Origin of the sequence: Porphyromonas sp. COT-290 OH860, from assembly GCF_000768935.1 — a bacterium.
GTDB lineage: Bacteria > Bacteroidota > Bacteroidia > Bacteroidales > Porphyromonadaceae > Porphyromonas.
The window spans coordinates 26601-43988 of record NZ_JRAR01000060.1; the positions used below are offsets into that span (position 1 = coordinate 26601).

Consider the following 17388-nt stretch of genomic DNA (forward strand, 5'->3'; position numbering starts at 1 on the left):
AAATTAAATAAATTGAATTGAGTTGTGCAAGAGTTTTCTGAATTAACAACGGATTTTACAGGATATTTTAAGGCTAACATTTGCGGTGGGCGAGCGTAACGAGAAGATTCTTTGCTTAGAGTGCAGGATTTATATTTCAGCTCAGTTTTCAGAATGTTGATGGGGAGCCCTCTGTATACTTGAAGTAAAAAGGGCAAACCTCGTATTTGGCCTCTAGCAGGCTTCTCAGCAGGCTAACCCCTATTTGAGCACTTATCCCCAGACTAGAGCAAATACCCGTCTAAAATCAATTCTTCACAACAAACTAAAAATCATATATTTACAATTAAACCTCCACCATAATTCGTGTACTTACCCCTCATTTAGGGGCGTTTCTTCCCTGCAATTCTTCAGAAACGGAGGACACATCTCACAAGACTACCCCACCAATCCGACAAGATCTTCCCATCAATCAAATTGACAGATATAAACTAGGGAATTGAAATACCCCATCTAGTCTTAACAAAAATCTACAGAAATGATATACAAAGGCCACAAGGCCCTCTCTTGAATCCCTCTCAAGAAGGCTAATTCCTACTAGGATTTAGAGTACTATCAACTAAGACATAAAAAAATGGTAAATTTGTAGGCAGAGATTTTGACAGATATATGATTAGACTCCAAGGTATATTCAACAAACCGATAGTCAGCTCAGTGCTTGCAGGCCTATGCATTGTTATGGCTCTATGGGCTGGTACCGACGACCTATTAGGGCAACGCAGACGCTCCTCCACAGCTAAACAAGTCGATCTAGATGCCCTTTGGGCTGATGCACAGGCCAAATACCAGCTCTATCAGTTCGCCGATGCTCGTCGGAGCCTTGAGCAATATAGTACAGCGAGCAAAAAAGCTCGCAAGGCTATTCATCAGGAGGCAGACGAACTTTTGCAGCGCGTAGACAAGGCTGAGCGCCTAGCTGAGCTATCCGAGAGCGTTGAGCTGATCGATAGCTTACACACTACCTTCGGTGACCTAGGCCTCGATTTGGAGCGCCTACTGACTAACCCCGAAACTCGGACAAACTGGGTAGGTTCGTTCCGCACCGAGATACGCCCAGACAGTAGTCTATTCTACAGCTACACGACCCAGCTAAGGCGCATCAGATTAGAAAGCCTAAGTAACGAAACCTCTGGAGCTATGATGCGCTACGAGCGTATCGCAGGGAAGTATCAACCCATAGCAGGCGCATTAGAGGCCTTAACCGAGGGGCACAATAGGCATATATGCCCATTCTTGATGAGCGATGGCGTACGGATTCTATTCGCTCGTGAAGACCCAAGCGGGCTAGGTGGCTACGATCTATATATAAGCCGGTACAGAGTAGAGGAGGATACCTACTACAAACCCACGCAGCTAGGCATGCCCTTCAACTCCCCCTACAACGACTATCTACTCATCTATGACGAGAGTAACGATCGCAGCCTACTGGTCAGCGACCGATTCTGCCCAGAGGGCACGATCGCCATCTACCGATTCAAGGGTGCTCCACGAGTACTCGGAGGAGCAGACATAGCCCAATCAGGGACTTCGACGCAAGCAGAGTCGGCTCTCGACAATGCTGCCCTCAGCCGAGCCTCTCTACACGGCCTACCAATCCCCTCGGCCAGAGGCTATGTACCAGCAGCTCCGACGACGCAGGAGTTAGTAAATCAAGAAACAAACAATCAATAAATAGACAAGACAGAAAACAATGGAAACTACCACTGTAGATTCACTCGCTAGTGTGCTGAGCCCAGAAGTGCCAGTACCAGCCCTATCAATCCTAGATTTAGCCTTCAAGGGAGGTTGGGTCATGATCATTCTACTGCTGCTATCGCTTTTAGCTGCGTACATTTTCGTCACCAAGCTCATGCAAATCCGCTCTGCTGGCAAGGACGATAAGTACTTTATGGAGCGTATCAAGGACTACATCAGCGAGGGCAAGACGAGCTCGGCACTCAAACTATGCGACGATACCGACTCACCCGCGGCTCGCATGGTCAAGAAGGGCATCAGCCGTCTAGGCCGCCCGATGAGCGACATCCTCGTCATCGTTGAGAATGTGGGCAACATCGAGATCGGCCGCCTAGAAAAAGGTATGCCAGTACTAGCAACCATAGCCGCTGGTGCACCTATGATTGGCTTCCTCGGCACAGTTACGGGTATGGTGCGTGCCTTCTTTGATATGGCGAATGCTGGTGGTGCAGGCGTAGACGTAGCCCTACTCTCTGGAGGGATCTACGAAGCTCTAGTGACCACAGTGGGCGGTCTGGTAGTAGGGATTATCACCCTCTTCGCCTACAACTACCTTGTAGCCGAGCTCGATAAGGTAATCAACAAGATGGAGACCAAGACGGTCGAGTTTATGGATCTACTCAACGATTCGCTATGAGTCTGAAACGCAAAACTCGTGTGGCGGATAGCTTCAGCATGGCATCGATGACAGACGTTATCTTCCTCCTGCTGATCTTCTTCCTCGTCACCAGTACGATCATCGTACCAAACGCCATCAAGGTAACGCTCCCCAGTGCTACTCAGCAGCCAGCCAAGGAGATGCCTAACGCACGAGTCATTATCACCCCAGAGGGGAAGCTCTTCTTGGGGCTAGACAAGAGTGCAGAGCTAGAGCTACCAGCCGAGGAACTCGGACTAAGGCTAGGAGCTTTCGCATCGGCGCACCCCGATAGCTATGTCGCTATCCATGCCGACGAAACCGTTCCATATAGAGATGTTGTTCGGGTAATTAGTCTAGCCTCTCAGGCTTCTCTCAAGGTCGTTCTAGCTACTAAAATCACTAGCGAGCAATAGTGTAGAGCTCTATGATGCAGCAAGAAAGGAATAAACGACGATTGGTGGGGTTAGGCGTAGCCATTGGGCTTCATCTAGCGTTCATCGCCCTACTCTACTGGCTCAAACTCGAGGGACGTATGCCCCTACCCAAGCAAACGGAGCTTGTGCTCGTTGATCTGGGTACGGTAGAGCAAGCCTCGGGAGAGCAGGAACCCATGGGGCAGGAGATGCAGGGTGAGCGAGAGCCCACTGTCGTACCAACACCCAAGCCGGCACAGCCTGCCCCTACCCCCACTCCTAGCAAGCCCAAGCCAACAAAAACGAATAAGCCTACTCCAGCCAAGCCCGTACAAACACAGCAGCACGAAGAGAGCCTACGGGGTGCCGAGCTAAAGCGCAAAGCCGAAGAGGCTAATAGGATAGCCGAGACTGAGGCAAGACGTAGAGCTGAGATACAGAGGCAAATGGACGAAGCAAAACGTGCCGAAGAAGAAGCCGAAAGACAGCGAAAAGCCGAGCAAGCCGAAGCACAGAGGAAGGCAGAGCAGGCTCGCCAAGCAGGCTCTCGTGTATCAAATGCCTTCGGAGCTGGAAGAAATACAGGGCAGAGCCAAGGCACGTCCTCTAATGGTACGGGCAATCAAGGCCAACCGTCGGGTAGCTCAGGTAGCTTTAGCCTCGTAGGGCGTACGATCGTCAGCAACGGCGGACGGCTCAATACGCCTCGTACAGCGAGGGCAGTACGTGGGCGTATCAATGTACGCATCACGGTCGATGCTTCTGGGCATGTTACCGAGGCGCATGTAGACCCTCGTGGCACGAATATCGCTGAGCCAACTGTTCGCTCAGCTGCTGTAGCGGCTGCCAAATCCACTCGCTTCAATGCCCAAGAGGGGACAGTGGAGCAACGAGGAATCATTACCTACGACTTCGAGATCGAATAATCGAGCACTACCAACACTTTTAATACATATCTACAATGGCAAAGAATGTTTATGTTTTCCTAGCCGAGGGCTTCGAGGAGATTGAGGCTGTCGCAACAATCGACCTGCTCCGCCGGGCAGGTATCGCCACCATCACTGTGGCTGTAGGCAATAGTTTGGAGGTGAGCGGCGCTCATCACATCACGCTCAGAGCAGACAAGCCTCTAGACGAGGTAGATCTATCCAACGCAGATGCTCTTGTTTTGCCGGGGGGACTACCCGGTGTAGACAACCTCAATGCCAGCGAGGTGCTACGCTCTACGCTTCGCCAAATGTACGACTCTGGCCGATTGGTAGCCGCCATTTGTGCAGCTCCTATGATCCTCGGGCAGCTGGGCATACTCAACGGCAAACGTGCAACCTGCTACCCCAGTTTCGAGAATCACCTTACTGGCTACAAGGCCTCGGAGCAGAAAGTTATCACCGATGGACATGTCATAACCGCTTGTAGCGCTGGCGTGGCCATAGACTTCGGCCTTGAAATCATCAAGTATCTACTCGGCGAGCAGGAGGCACAGCTCGTAGCAGACGCTATCATCTACAAACGATAGACATTGCACTCAGATACGGCAGATTTGGTCACTCAGCCGCCAAGGACTTGATATAAGTCGTTTGGATATTACGGATCGGTTTGCTAACTTTGCTGATACAAGAGGAAGTATAAAGCCACGTTGTCGATAGGTAGACTCAACGTTAAAATCTTTTTCCGAGACAAGCTTCTCCTCCAATGGCGTGTCGTAATCCTCTTGAGGATATGCGAATTACAAAGGTTGAGGAGCACTCAAATCCTGTCATTCGGAGTTTTCACTTTTATCGCTCGTGGCTTTTTATAACTATTACGGGCTGTGTCGAACTCATTGTTTCGGCACAGCCCTTTTAGCTTTACCGAGGCTGAAGCTTAGCTTCTTGAGGTTAAGCATCTCATAAAGGCTAACGACTTGGATAGGCGTATGACTAGTATTTTTATTCAATTTGATATTTAAGACGAAATCAATGAAGCGAGTAATTTATTTAATAACCTTCCTGCTAGCGTTAGGCTTGGTTATTCCACTCAAGGCGAGCGTGCAAATCAAACACATCGCACCTCAATTTTGGTGGGCGGAGATGAAGAACCCTAAACTGCAAATCCTACTACACGGCGACAACATTGCGACCTACCAAATCAAAGTCAAGGGGCAAGGAGTTCAGCTAGACGAAGTAGTGCTACAAGAGAGCCCCAACTATGCCATTATCTACGTAGATCTTGCTAAAGCGCCTGCGCAGACGATGCAGATTGAGCTGCGCAAAGGGAAGAAAACGATAAGTATTCCCTACGAAATCAAGCAGCGCCAGCCTGACGCCTCACAAGTGAAAGGATTTGACGCCTCCGATGTCCTATACCTAATTATGCCCGATCGCTTCGCTAATGGGGATAGAAGCAACGACCAAGTACGAGGCATACACCCCGATGTGCTAGATCGGAGCAACGGGTTCGCCCGACATGGGGGCGATCTTCTAGGCATTGAGCAGCGACTAGATTACCTCGATAGCCTCGGAGTTACCGCCATTTGGCTCAATCCCGTTCAAGAGAATAATATGCCAGAGGGCTCATATCACGGCTATGCAATTACCGATTATTATCAGATAGATCCTAGATTTGGGTCAAATGAAGACTTTCGTCGTCTAGTCCAGCAGGCTCATAGGCGTGGAATGAAGGTCGTGATGGATATGATCTTCAACCACTGTGGTATTCACAACTACCTCTATGCGGATATGCCGAGCCGAGATTGGTTCAACTATGATGGGCATTATAGACAGACCAGCTACCGCACAGTTACTCAATCGGACGCTTATAGTACCGATTCGGCTCGTCGCATCGCTCTAGATGGGTGGTTCGTTTCAGTGATGCCAGACTTCAATCAGCGCAATCGCCACGTAGAGGCTTATCTAATCCAGAACAGTATTTGGTGGATTGAGTTCGCTGGTATCAATGGTATTCGCCAAGACACGCACCCTTACGCAGACTTCGATATGATGGCTCGTTGGTGCAAGGCCGTCCGAGAGGAGTATCCACTCTTCAATATCGTAGGCGAAACTTGGCTCAACAGCAACGTACTCATCTCCTACTGGCAGGAGCATAGCCGTCTGGCTGCTCCTCGCAACTCACACCTGCCTACGGTCATGGACTTCCCGCTAATGGAAATAATGAACAAAGCCTTCGATGAAGAAACAGGTGATTGGGGTGGCGGTCTATTCCGCATCTACGACTATCTCTCGCAAGACATGGTCTATCCCAACCCCATGAGTCTACTTACCTTCCTTGACAATCACGATACCTCCCGCTTTGCACGTGACCAAAAACAAGCAAGCAACCAAGATCGCTACCGCCAAGCCATCGCTATGCTACTGACAGTACGTGGTATTCCCCAGCTCTACTACGGCACAGAAATCTTAATGCCAGCAGACAAAGCTCACGGAGATGGAGCACTGCGTGCAGACTTCCCGGGTGGCTGGCCTACAGACTCGATTAACCTATTCTCCTCTGCCGAGCGACAAGGCGCAGTTGCCGAGGCTTGGCGTTTAATGAGCCGTCTGCTACATTGGCGCAAAGGAAATGCGGTGATCGCCCGAGGCGACTTCAAGCACCAAGCTCCGCAAAACGGGCTATACATCTACAAACGTAGTTTGACCGATAAGGCTGTGACGGTCATCTTCAACGGGACAGATGCCGAGCAGAAGCTAGACCACAGCTACTGGCAGGAGCTACTCCCCATAGGAGCGGCTCGGGAGGTGCTAACTGGACAGACGATTGATATACACCAGCACACTAATCTCCCCAAGCGTAGCGTTCTTATCCTCGAGTATTAACTCATATGTAATCGACTGACCGAGTGGCGCTCTAGGGAAACTCTATGCAGAAAAATCGTACATTTACACTGAATAAATTAATAAACTCGTATCTAAATAATTCATCATCTAGAACAACTTATGAAGAAAAGTATCATTGCTGCGGCTGTCATTGCTGCAGGTCTATTCGCCTCTTGTGCCAAGGAGCCACAGGGCTACATCATCTCTGGTACAGTACCCGCAGAGGCTCAAGCCAATGGTGAGTACGTTTATCTAATCACCTTTGATGCAGAGATGCAAGACTACAAGCACATCGATAGTGCTAAGGTAGAGAACAATGCTTTCACATTTGCAGAGCGCACGCCCGAAGATCTCATGGCCGACGCCTCTCTGATCCTCAAGAATGAGTACTCAACCCCATTGGTACTAGAGAAAGGTCACATCCAAGTGGATATGACTGCTCCATCGGCTAAGGGGACTAAGCTCAACGATGCACTAGCCGCCTACACGGGCAAGATCGACAGCATGTCTAAGTCTATGGGCGAGCATATTGGTCGTCTACGTGCCATGGAGGACGAAGCTGCTGCAATAGCAGAGTACGAGGAGCTACTCAAAGGCTACAATAATGCACTCAAAGCAGACTCCGAGCGACTCCTAGCCGAGTATCCCAACAACATACTCGGAGTACTTGCCTTCGAGAACCTGCTCACCTCCGAAGAAGACATTGATGCCAAACGTCTAGAGGAGCTCAAGGCCAAGGTTGCTCCTGAGCTACAAGCGATGCCTCGCATCAAGAAGCATCTGGATATGCTGGAGTCCAAGTTCCGCACCGATGTTGGCCAAATGTTCATTGACTTCGAGGGCGTAGATAGCAATGGTGCAGCCAATAAGCTGAGCGACTTTGTAGGAAAAGGACACTATACGCTTGTAGACTTCTGGGCTTCATGGTGCGGTCCTTGTCGCAGAGAGATGCCTAACCTAATCAAAGTATGCGACACATACGGCAAGAAGGGACTTACTATCGTGGGCGTAGCTGTATGGGACGAAATGGAGAAGCACGTCAAGGCAGTTGAGGAAGACAAGATCACATGGCCACAAATCTTCAACAAGGACGAGGCGACTAAGCTCTACGGCATCACAGGCATTCCTCATATCATTCTTTTCGGCCCCGACGGTACGATCATAGCTCGCGATTTACGTGGCGAGGGCATCTCGGAGAAACTCGACGAAATACTGCAAGCTAACGGCGGTAAGCTCTAAAACCCCGAGGCACGACATGACGCCCAAGCTCTACTCGGTGGTCTAAAGCGTCATACTACTAGCAAGACCAAAGCCAGATACTTATGACAATCCTAGCGATTGCACAAGTATCTGGCTTTGGTCTTAGCCTTTTTCTAGGTCTGTGTAGCTAGAGTCCTTGCTTGATCGAGGCTACATGATCCCATGTACCGCCATTGATAACGCCCTTGATACCGTTGCGCTCAAGGATACTCTTGGCTTGGGAACTTCTATTACCACTGCGGCAAAAAACCACAATACCTTTCTTGTTCTTAAACTCGGCCACACGAGCCCCCACATCATTGAGGGGGATATTGACGGCACCGGGGACACTACCAGAGGCAAACTCTGCCGGCGTACGCACATCGACCAAGAATGCACCCTCACGAATGGCATTGGCAATAGTCTGATCGTCGGACTGTCCTAGTAGGTTCTTCAAAAATCCAAACATAACGAATACTATAATTATAACGGGGATAGCGATTGACGCTATTTTTTTGATACTCTGCTTTGACATACATAATCTGTTTTGGGGACATCAGTCTGGGCAATGGCACCAAAGCCTCCCTCAATGTCTGTGAATGAGCGGTAGCCTCTTGCCTGCAAGATGCTAGCAGCGATCATACTGCGGTATCCACCTGCACAGTGCAGATAGAAGTGCCTATCACGTGGCAGGTCGCTTATCCAATCGTTGATGTAGGCAAGTGGACGGCTATAAGCATCGACTATATGCTCGGCAGCATACTCGCTCTCCTTGCGTACGTCGATTACGAGCGTTTCGTCGGCCTTGAACTGTTGTGCGAACTCTGCGGCGGAAATGCGCTCTACCGAATCTGTCTCTCGGCCTGAAGCCTGCCAAGCCTCAAATCCACCGGAGAGATAGCCAAGCACATGGTCGAAGCCCACACGGCTGAGCCTTGTGATCGCCTCTTCTTCTCGACCAGCGTCTACAACGAGCAGCAGAGGCTGCTTGACGTCTACGATCATCGTACCCACCCAAGGGGCAAAGTCGCCGTCTATCCCGATGTTGATAGAGCGAGGAATGAAGCCCTTGGCGAAAACTCCCGGAGCACGTGCATCTAGCACCAAGGCTCCCGATGCCTCGGCTACGGCCTCGAAGTCCTTTGGCGATAGGGGCACTAACCCACGCTCAAGGACACGATCAATGCTATCGTAGCCCAGTTTATTCATCGCCACATTACCGCCAAAGTAGGCAGGAGGGGGCAAGAGCCCCTCGGTAACGGCTGCGACGAATGCCTCTTTGCTTGGCTGGTTGAGGGCATAGTTCACTCGCTTTTGGTTACCTAGACTATCGACTGTTTCCTTCATCATATTCTTACCACAAGCCGAGCCTGCACCATGGGCCGGGTAGACTGTAATATCGTCCGATAGAGGGAGGATCTTGTTGTACAGGCTCTCGTAGAGTAGCCCTGCAAGCTCCTCTTGAGTGAGATTGGCGGCCTTCTGAGCTAGATCGGGGCGGCCCACATCACCTAGGAAGAGGGTATCGCCACTAAAGAGAGCCGTTTCCTTACCGTCCTCGTCGATAAGCAAGAAGCACGAGCTCTCCATCGTATGCCCGGGGGTATGTAGGACACGTACCTTTGCCTTACCTACCTCAAAAGTCTGATTGTCCTCTGCCACGATAGCCTCGAAGCCGGGTTGAGCCGTAGGGCCATAGACGATAGGGGCCCCTGTGGCCTTGCTCAGATCAATATGTCCGCTTACGAAATCGGCGTGGAAGTGTGTCTCGAAGATGTATTTGAGCTGCACACCATCACGCTTGAGCCTATCGAGATAGGGCGTTACCTCACGCAGAGGGTCGATGATGGCGGCCTCGCCCATTGAGGTAATGTAGTAGGCACCCTGTGCTAGGCAGCCCGTGTAAATCTGTTCTACTGTCATAGTTGTTGAATGCTTTAATGTTTATTGACGCTACAAAGATGGGGCAGGCTGGCAAACTGCACAGCTACTTTTGTCACACAAGGGCTATGGCTAGGCTAGGAATAGCTCTCTCAAGATGATATACAGCCCCATCACGAGTACAAACCAGCCGAAAGCAGGCTTGAGCTTAGCTCCGTCGATGCGCTGAGATAGCTTCATGCCGACGAATATGCCCCCAATAGCAAAAGCCGTAACAGCCAATAGTAGGCCCCAATCCAAGCCTGCCAAATCTCTCTCGCCGAGGAACCCTAATAGGGACTTGGCTGCGATGATCACAAGAGAAGTGCCGACAGCTTCCTTCATAGGCAGGGAGCCCAGAAGCACCAAGGCAGGGATAATCAAGAAGCCACCCCCAGCGCCTACCAACCCCGTGAGCATACCGACCACAGTTCCCTCAAGCAGAATAAGCATATAGGGCGACCGTCCACGGCTCTGCGCCTTACTCTCTTGCACCCCCTGTGGGCGTATCATACCGATAGAGGCAACCAACATCAGCACAGCGAATAGGAGCATTAGGAGCATACCACGGTCTAGAACAAAGCTCCCCAGCTGCAAGACCTGCTCGGGGATCGCAGGCACTAGATAGGCCCTCGTCAGGTAGACAGCCACGATAGAGGGTAACCCAAAAAGGATAGCCGTAGGGACGTCTACCAGCTGCCGACGAAAGTAAGACACACTACCCACAACACTCGTTACCCCCACGACAAATAGTGAATATGCCGTAGCCAATACGGGGTCTACCCCCAGCAAATAGACCAATACGGGGACGGTGAGGATACTGCCCCCGCCACCGACTAGACCTAGAGCCAAACCAATTAGAATAGATGCTAGATAACCGACTAAGTACATAATAGATGATAGCATTTGTGATGAAACAAAGGTCGCCTATCTAGTGCAGGTGTACTGCTACTTTGGTCACACAAGCGTGATTTTGTTGCGTCCCAACTGCACCTGCCCTGCCTCCTCGAGCTGTTTGAGCAGCCTCGACACTACTGCTCGTGCCGTACCTAGCTCACTGGCCAGCTGCTCGTGGGTAATGGCTATGGTAGACGAGGCAGTGAGCTCGGCCTTTTTGCCCAAGAGTGTGAGGAGCCGTTCGTCTACTTTCTTGAAGGCTATGGCGTTGATCGTCTCGAGTAGCTCCTCGAAGCGCTTGTGATACGAACGGAATATATAGTCTAGCCACTCGGGGTGCTCCTTGATGAAGAGAGAAACTTTGTCCACGGGGAGGAAGAGGATCTCGGCATCGTCCTCGATCTCTACCTTAACCTTACTAGGCTCGTTGTGCAGCCCCCCGAGGAAAGACATAATACAGCTCTCACCCGCCTTGATATAGTAGAGTAAGATCTCTCGGCCATCGTCCTCGGTGCGGATTACCTTCATGACCCCTCGAATAACTATCGGGATCGAGCGAATGTGGGCGTGCTCGTTAAGGATAACGCTCCCAGCCTCGTAGGTTTTGAGGATACTATGCTCATAGAGCTTGGCTACCAGCTCTGGAGATGAGCGAAACTCGGCAATGTCTTCTAGATACTTCATAGAGGCAAACTTACTCATTTACCCACAGAAATCATAGTACTAAAGACTTTGGAGAGAAGAAAATCATTGGTATTCGATCAACTGTCTAGAAAAGCTCGAAAGTAGCTGACCTAATCTTATTGCACCCACAGCCCCCCTCTTGGAGCATCGAAGGCTGTCGAACGTAAGCACTACCCAAACGGAGAGTGATCCAGAGCTTATCCTAAGCTAAGCAAGACTGGCAGTACTCCAAGCAGAGGCAATACAGCCACAGAGAAGCCTAACCAATTACGCTCGCTTCGAGGCTTCATTTGTCTACGATTTTCGTCAAGAAGTGTAAATATATTAGCCACAAATTCTTAAAAACACATGAGCTATTCATCAAGACTAGTGAGAGGATTTGAAAAGATTGAAGGGAAGAATCTCGGAGATTGATGGACTAACCTTGGAAGGTATCTCCATCAATCACGGAGCATTGATGGGAAGAAATGGCCAAACGAGTGCTACGATCGGAGCGATCGTCTCCAACAATCACTACATACATCTATATATCAACAAATTAACAAAACAAGATTTTAAGCCTCTATTTCCGTTTGGCTGGGGCCTAGGAGCCCAGCCAAGGTCGGACGTAATCTAGAGCCTCCCAGAGGCCAAATACGAGGTCTACTCTTGGCAAGAGCTCATTTCGCTGCTACCCGATCGACACACCCAAGGCACTTCAATCATATAAATCACAGAGCTTACTTTGTTAAAATATCCAAACAAATTTAGTTGCGACTATTCGAGCCAACAACCAAACTCTTCCCTACCTTTGGGGGCCACAAGTATTAGAAGTAATTTGATACATTTACCTCGTAAACATTATTCATAGTATCACAAATGGTTGCCAACAATATAGACCCTATTCTAGAGAAAATCACAGTTATAGAACATGGCTTTCGGCATATTCTTGATGCCCTAGAGGAGGTATTATCTCAATACTCAGAAAAGGAGTGTCTTGATATAGCCATCAGCCTTACCACTCACGAGGCCTATCAAGTACGTATGCTCTCCACTGCTCTACTAGGGCGGCTAGCCGCCTCAAAACATATCAAAGCATACCAAGTACTTAAAGAACACATAGGCCTTGACCCTAACTGGCGTGTACAGGAAATGCTTGCCATGGCTTTCGATACCATTTGTAGAGGACAAGGATACGAGCAGTCCCTCCCGATAATCCAAGAATGGCTCTCAGACAAGAACCCCAACATCATTAGAGCAGTAACAGAGGGGCTTCGTGTTTGGACTAGTAGACCATTCTTCAAAGAACATATAGCTCTTGCCATTGAGCTCCTCAGCCAGCACAAAGCGCACAAGAGCGAATATGTGCGTAAATCCGTAGGCAACGCTCTCAAAGACATTAGCAAAAAACATGCAGGACTCATAGCAGAGGAACTGGCTCACTGGGATCTATCCAACCCATTAATTCGATTTACACATAAGCACGCTTGCAAAAACCTTCAATAATCTCACATATTAATAATTATATCGCGCATTAGAGGGCTCTAAGACCAAGGGGGAACTAGAACCTACTCAAGTGTATACATCAAGCAGACGGCTAAGTCCGCACAGAGTAGATGTCGCAAGCTACTTGGGCTGTTTCCGTATTATGATCTCCCTCTTTTACCAATCAGTAGCACAGCGAAACGAAGAGATTAGACACACGCCCTCACAACGACAATAGATTTGATCACAGCCATAAACGAGCCTAACGAACACACCTCCCAGATAGCCCCTTAGCGACTCCAAGACAACCGCCAATAAGCACTCGGGAATGACTATATTTGTACAAATTCAACAATGTAGAAAGCTAATTAACACCAACGATCATGCGCAAAGCCACGCTTATTGCACTGTGTATAGCCATAGCCCTACCCGCTCTGGCGAGTATTCCACCGCCTCTTAGAGGATTTAGCTATCAGCAAGAAGTCGCTCCGACGGGCAGAGAGTGGGAGAATCCCGAGGCATATGCCCTCAACAAAGAGCAGCCTCGTGCACACTTCTTCTCCTTCGCCTCAGTAGCCTCTGCCGCTCGTGTCCTCCCAGAGCATAGCGAGTATTACCTCTCTCTAGACGGCACATGGCAGTTCCACTGGGTGGGTAACCCTAGCGAGCGTCCCGTGGACTTCTACAAAACGAACTTTGATGCCTCCTCTTGGGCCAAGGTACCAGTACCCATGTGCTGGAATGTCTACGGGCTACAAAAAGACGGACGGCAGAAGTACGGCACTCCTATCTATGTCAATCAGCCAGCTATCTTCTACCACGAGCGCAAGATAGACGACTGGCGAGGAGGCGTGATGCGCACACCCCCTACGGACTGGACGACCTACAAGCATCGCAACGAAGTGGGATCGTACCGCCGCACCTTCACAGTCCCCCAAGCGTGGGACGGGCACGAGATCTACATCAACTTCGACGGTGTAGATTCATTCTTCTACCTCTGGATTAACGGCCAATATGTAGGCTTCTCCAAGAACTCACGCAATCTGGCCGCCTTCGACATCACCTCGTACCTCCGCAGGGGCGAGAACCTAGTAGCCGTAGAGGTCTATCGCAGTAGCGACGGCTCCTTTCTAGAAACACAAGATATGTTTCGTCTGCCGGGGATTATCCGTTCGGTTTCACTCACAGCCAAGCCCAAGCTCCACATCAGAGATCTACAAGTGATTCCCAACCTCGACGAGCAATACCGCCACGGCGAGCTCAACATCACGGCCGAGCTACGCAACCACACAGGCAGAGGCATCAAACCCCACAGCATAGACTATTGGCTATACGCCCTACCTCTGTATAGCGATCAAGCGACACTCGTACGGGGAGCCCATGCACATAGCTCTATCAACAAGCTAGAGGCTGGAGGATCGGAGCGATACCGCACGACGCTCAAGCTAGAGTACCCCAAACTCTGGTCTGCCGAGGCTCCCTATCGCTATGTACTAGTGGCGGAGCTGAAGAACGCCAAGGGGCAGACGATCGAGATCGTATCGACCTACACGGGCTTCCGCGAGGTGGAGATCAAGGACACCAAAGCCGAGGACGATGAGTTCGGTCTAGCTGGGCGATACTTCTACATCAACGGCCGACCTACCAAGCTCAAGGGCGTCAACCGCCACGAAACGCACCCAACCACTGGTCACGTACTCACATACGAGCAGATGGAGCAGGAGGTTATGCTGATGAAGCGTGCCAACATCAACCATGTACGCAACTCTCACTACCCTACCCACCCATACTTCTATTACCTATGTGATAAGTATGGTATCTACCTAGAGGACGAAGCCAACATCGAGTCGCATCTATATTATTACGGTAAGGAGTCGCTATCGCACGTCCCAGAGTTCGAGGCAGCTCACATCAATCGTATGCTCGAGATGATACGTGCCAATATCAATAGCCCCAGCATCGTCATCTGGTCTTTGGGCAACGAGGCGGGACCGGGCAAGACCTTCGTCAAGTGCTACGACCAAACCAAACTCATAGACACCTCTCGCCCCATACAGTACGAGCGCAACAACGACATCGTTGATATGGGATCGAACCAATACCCCTCGATCTCTTGGGTTAGAGATGCCGTCAAGGGTGGCTACAACATCAAGTATCCATTCCACATCTCCGAGTATGCCCACTCTATGGGTAACGCTGTGGGCGGGCTACAAGACTACTGGGAGGCCATAGAGTCTACCAACTTCTTTTGCGGTGGGGCTATATGGGACTGGGTAGATCAATCCCTATACAACTATACCCCCGAGGGGCTGCGCTATATGGCCTATGGTGGGGACTTCGGCGACAAGCCCAACGACGGTATGTTTGTGATGAATGGTATCATCTTCGCCGATCGCACTCCCAAGCCTCAGTACTACGAGGTGCAGAAAGTGTATCAGTACATCGGTATCGAAGCAGAAGACATTCGCTCGGGACGTGTGCAGATCTTCAACAAAAACTACTACACCGACCTCTCGGCCTACGAGCTACACTGGAGCCTCTGGGAGGGTGGTCTGTCGGTACAGCGGGGTTCGCTCCCGATGCCCAAGGTAGCTCCACGCACTAAGGCTAAGGCAACGATTCCCTTCAGGCTCAATCTGCTCAAACCTCAGCACGAGTACTTCCTCAAAGTCGAGTGCAAGCTCAAAGAGGATATGCCTTGGGCTAAAGCTGGCTTCACGCAGGCTAGAGAGCAACTACTCGTACAGAGCCCCTCGCATAGACAGACACTCGCAGAGGTCGCAGGTGGAGCGACACTCAAGCTCATCAGCCAGCCTAGCCCTACGGTAGTGGGTCGCAACTTCGAGGTGGCCTTCGATGCCCAGCAAGGCACAATACACAAGCTGACCTATGATGGGCAAACAATGATTGAGGCTGGTAATGGCCCTAAGCTATCGACCTTCCGAGCTCCGTGCGACAACGACATCTGGGCATGGGGGGCTTGGGGTAACCACGGGCTGCACAACCTCAAGCACAGAGTGCTACACACGAGTAGCTACCTGAGAGCGGACGGAGCGGCGGTCGTGGTCTTCGGCGTAGAGTCGCAAGCTCCCAATGCAGCTAAGCTCTATGACCGCAGAGCCTCTGGTCGCTATCAGGTCGAGGAGCAGACAGACAAGCCATTTAACAAAGAAGACTTCAAGATCAACACTAATCAAGTCTGGACCGTCTATCCCGATGGCTCTATCGAGCTACAAAGCAACATTACAAGCAATCTAGAGAGCCTAGCGCTCGGTCGCCTCGGCTTCGAGGTCATCGTCCCCAAGCGGTACGACACTTATAGCTACTACGGCCGAGGACCAATCAACAACTACTCAGACCGCAAGACGGGGCAGTTCATCGAGATACATCAGAGCAAGGTGATTGACCAGTTCGTGAGCTTCCCCAAGCCTCAGACAATGGGCAATAGGGAAGATGTACGGTGGGCAGCACTGACCGACGGCTCTGGAGCAGGTCTACTCTTCGTCGCAGGCGACAAGATGAGCACCTCTGCTCTCCCTTGGTCGGCTCTAGAGCTTACCAAGGCACCACACCCACACGAGCTCCCCAGTGCAGGCGATACCCACTTGCATCTAGACGCTAGCGTCAATGGGCTCGGAGGTTTTAGCTGTGGCCAAGGGCCTCCCCTCAAGCACTGCCAGTCGTTCGCCACACCACAGAGCTTCAGCTTCGCCATCAGGCCTCTGCAGTCGGCTGACGAGATCTTCAACAAGGCTCAGATACAGCTCTCGGGCGATCGTCTTCCTCTACTCGCTCGTGATCTGCAAGGACGTGTTCAGATTAAGGAGCAGCAGGCGGGCAAGCTGATGTACTCGATCGACAAGGGTAAGCCCCAAGCATATACGGATCCAGTGGATCTTGCCCAAGGAGGCAATATCAAGATCTGGTACGCAGACAATCCCAAGCTCTACGCCCTAAGCCAATACCCCAAGCTAGCCACTCAGCTCAGCGTGCTATTCGTCAGCAGCGAAGAGGTACATCAGGGTTTCGACGCAGGCAAGCTCCTAGACGGCGATCCCAACACGATTTGGCACTCGACCTATACGGTAACGGTGGGTAAGTTCCCCCACTGGATAGACTTCGATGCACATACGCCCGTTGTGCTCAAGGGCTTCCATTGGCTACCCCGCAAGCACTACGTCAATGGTGACATCAAGGACTACAGCCTATCGGTCAGCCTAGACGCCAAAGAGTGGCAAGAGGTGGCAAGAGGGAGCTTCGACGAGGACAAGACGCTCAAGAAGGTTATGCTGGATAAGCCTGTGAAGGCACGCTATATCCGCTTCACTTGCCTGAGCGCACACAACGGTCAGGATTCAGCGGCAGCAGCCGAGTTCAAAGTCATCACCGACTAGAGCTACCCAGTAACCAACTTAATACCCCAAGGGGGAGCAGCAGAAGTATACGGCCTGCTACTCCCCCTTGGGGTATTCCAGTATATATGTTATCAAAACTCACATGGATCCATGATAGACAATCTTAGAATAGGATTTGATCAAACCAACAC

The 17388-nt window shown here is 50.7% G+C and carries 14 protein-coding genes; 10 read left to right on the forward strand and 4 right to left on the reverse strand.

All coding sequences use genetic code 11. From position 1 onward, the window contains the following. Positions 1 to 648: 648 nt before the first annotated feature. The 7 genes from HQ41_RS06840 (at position 649) to HQ41_RS09950 (ending at position 7877) form a co-directional block, all read left to right on the forward strand. Positions 649 to 1710, forward strand: a complete 1062-nt coding sequence (locus tag HQ41_RS06840; RefSeq protein ID WP_044189676.1) for a hypothetical protein — start codon at positions 649 to 651, stop codon at positions 1708 to 1710. Positions 1711 to 1729: 19 nt separating this feature from the next. Continuing rightward, positions 1730 to 2410, forward strand: a complete 681-nt coding sequence (locus HQ41_RS06845; protein WP_044189677.1) for a MotA/TolQ/ExbB proton channel family protein — start codon at positions 1730 to 1732, stop codon at positions 2408 to 2410. After that, positions 2407 to 2826, forward strand: coding sequence for a biopolymer transporter ExbD (locus HQ41_RS06850; protein WP_044189679.1), 420 nt, complete (start codon positions 2407 to 2409; stop codon positions 2824 to 2826). Before HQ41_RS06845 ends, HQ41_RS06850 begins: the two co-directional genes overlap by 4 nt. A gap of 11 nt (positions 2827 to 2837) precedes the next feature. Then, the gene (locus HQ41_RS06855) at positions 2838 to 3752 is read left to right on the forward strand and encodes a cell envelope integrity protein TolA (protein WP_044189681.1); all 915 of its coding nucleotides are present in this window, start codon (positions 2838 to 2840) and stop codon (positions 3750 to 3752) included. Between the two features lie 35 nt (positions 3753 to 3787). Continuing rightward, positions 3788 to 4342 (forward strand): DJ-1 family glyoxalase III, encoded by a 555-nt coding sequence (locus tag HQ41_RS06860; protein WP_044189683.1) that lies wholly within the window; start codon positions 3788 to 3790, stop codon positions 4340 to 4342. A gap of 442 nt (positions 4343 to 4784) precedes the next feature. After that, the gene (locus tag HQ41_RS06865; RefSeq protein ID WP_044189685.1) at positions 4785 to 6638 is read left to right on the forward strand and encodes a glycoside hydrolase family 13 protein; all 1854 of its coding nucleotides are present in this window, start codon (positions 4785 to 4787) and stop codon (positions 6636 to 6638) included. Positions 6639 to 6758: 120 nt separating this feature from the next. Then, the gene (locus tag HQ41_RS09950; RefSeq protein ID WP_052405335.1) at positions 6759 to 7877 is read left to right on the forward strand and encodes a TlpA disulfide reductase family protein; all 1119 of its coding nucleotides are present in this window, start codon (positions 6759 to 6761) and stop codon (positions 7875 to 7877) included. A gap of 148 nt (positions 7878 to 8025) precedes the next feature. Here the strand turns inward: HQ41_RS09950 and HQ41_RS06875 are convergent, their stop codons facing one another. The 4 genes from HQ41_RS06875 to HQ41_RS06890 all read right to left on the reverse strand — a co-directional run bounded on the left by HQ41_RS06875 (position 8026) and on the right by HQ41_RS06890 (position 11378). Beyond that, the gene (locus HQ41_RS06875) at positions 8026 to 8346 is read right to left on the reverse strand and encodes a rhodanese-like domain-containing protein (protein ID WP_152567362.1); all 321 of its coding nucleotides are present in this window, start codon (positions 8344 to 8346) and stop codon (positions 8026 to 8028) included. A 38-nt stretch (positions 8347 to 8384) separates the two neighbouring features. Further along, positions 8385 to 9800, reverse strand: a complete 1416-nt coding sequence (locus tag HQ41_RS06880) for a rhodanese-like domain-containing protein (protein ID WP_044189687.1) — start codon at positions 9798 to 9800, stop codon at positions 8385 to 8387. Positions 9801 to 9890: 90 nt separating this feature from the next. Next, positions 9891 to 10703 (reverse strand): sulfite exporter TauE/SafE family protein, encoded by an 813-nt coding sequence (locus tag HQ41_RS06885; protein ID WP_235316927.1) that lies wholly within the window; start codon positions 10701 to 10703, stop codon positions 9891 to 9893. A 51-nt stretch (positions 10704 to 10754) separates the two neighbouring features. Beyond that, positions 10755 to 11378, reverse strand: coding sequence for a Crp/Fnr family transcriptional regulator (locus HQ41_RS06890; RefSeq protein WP_044189748.1), 624 nt, complete (start codon positions 11376 to 11378; stop codon positions 10755 to 10757). Between the two features lie 379 nt (positions 11379 to 11757). Here HQ41_RS06890 and HQ41_RS06895 point away from each other — a divergent pair, with 379 nt between their 5' ends. From HQ41_RS06895 to HQ41_RS06905, 3 genes are all read left to right on the forward strand, one after another. Then, positions 11758 to 11994, forward strand: coding sequence for a hypothetical protein (locus tag HQ41_RS06895; protein WP_044189689.1), 237 nt, complete (start codon positions 11758 to 11760; stop codon positions 11992 to 11994). A gap of 242 nt (positions 11995 to 12236) precedes the next feature. After that, the gene (locus HQ41_RS06900) at positions 12237 to 12863 is read left to right on the forward strand and encodes a DNA alkylation repair protein (RefSeq protein ID WP_044189690.1); all 627 of its coding nucleotides are present in this window, start codon (positions 12237 to 12239) and stop codon (positions 12861 to 12863) included. Between the two features lie 362 nt (positions 12864 to 13225). Then, positions 13226 to 17236, forward strand: a complete 4011-nt coding sequence (locus tag HQ41_RS06905) for a glycoside hydrolase family 2 TIM barrel-domain containing protein (RefSeq protein WP_044189691.1) — start codon at positions 13226 to 13228, stop codon at positions 17234 to 17236. Positions 17237 to 17388 lie beyond the last annotated feature (152 nt).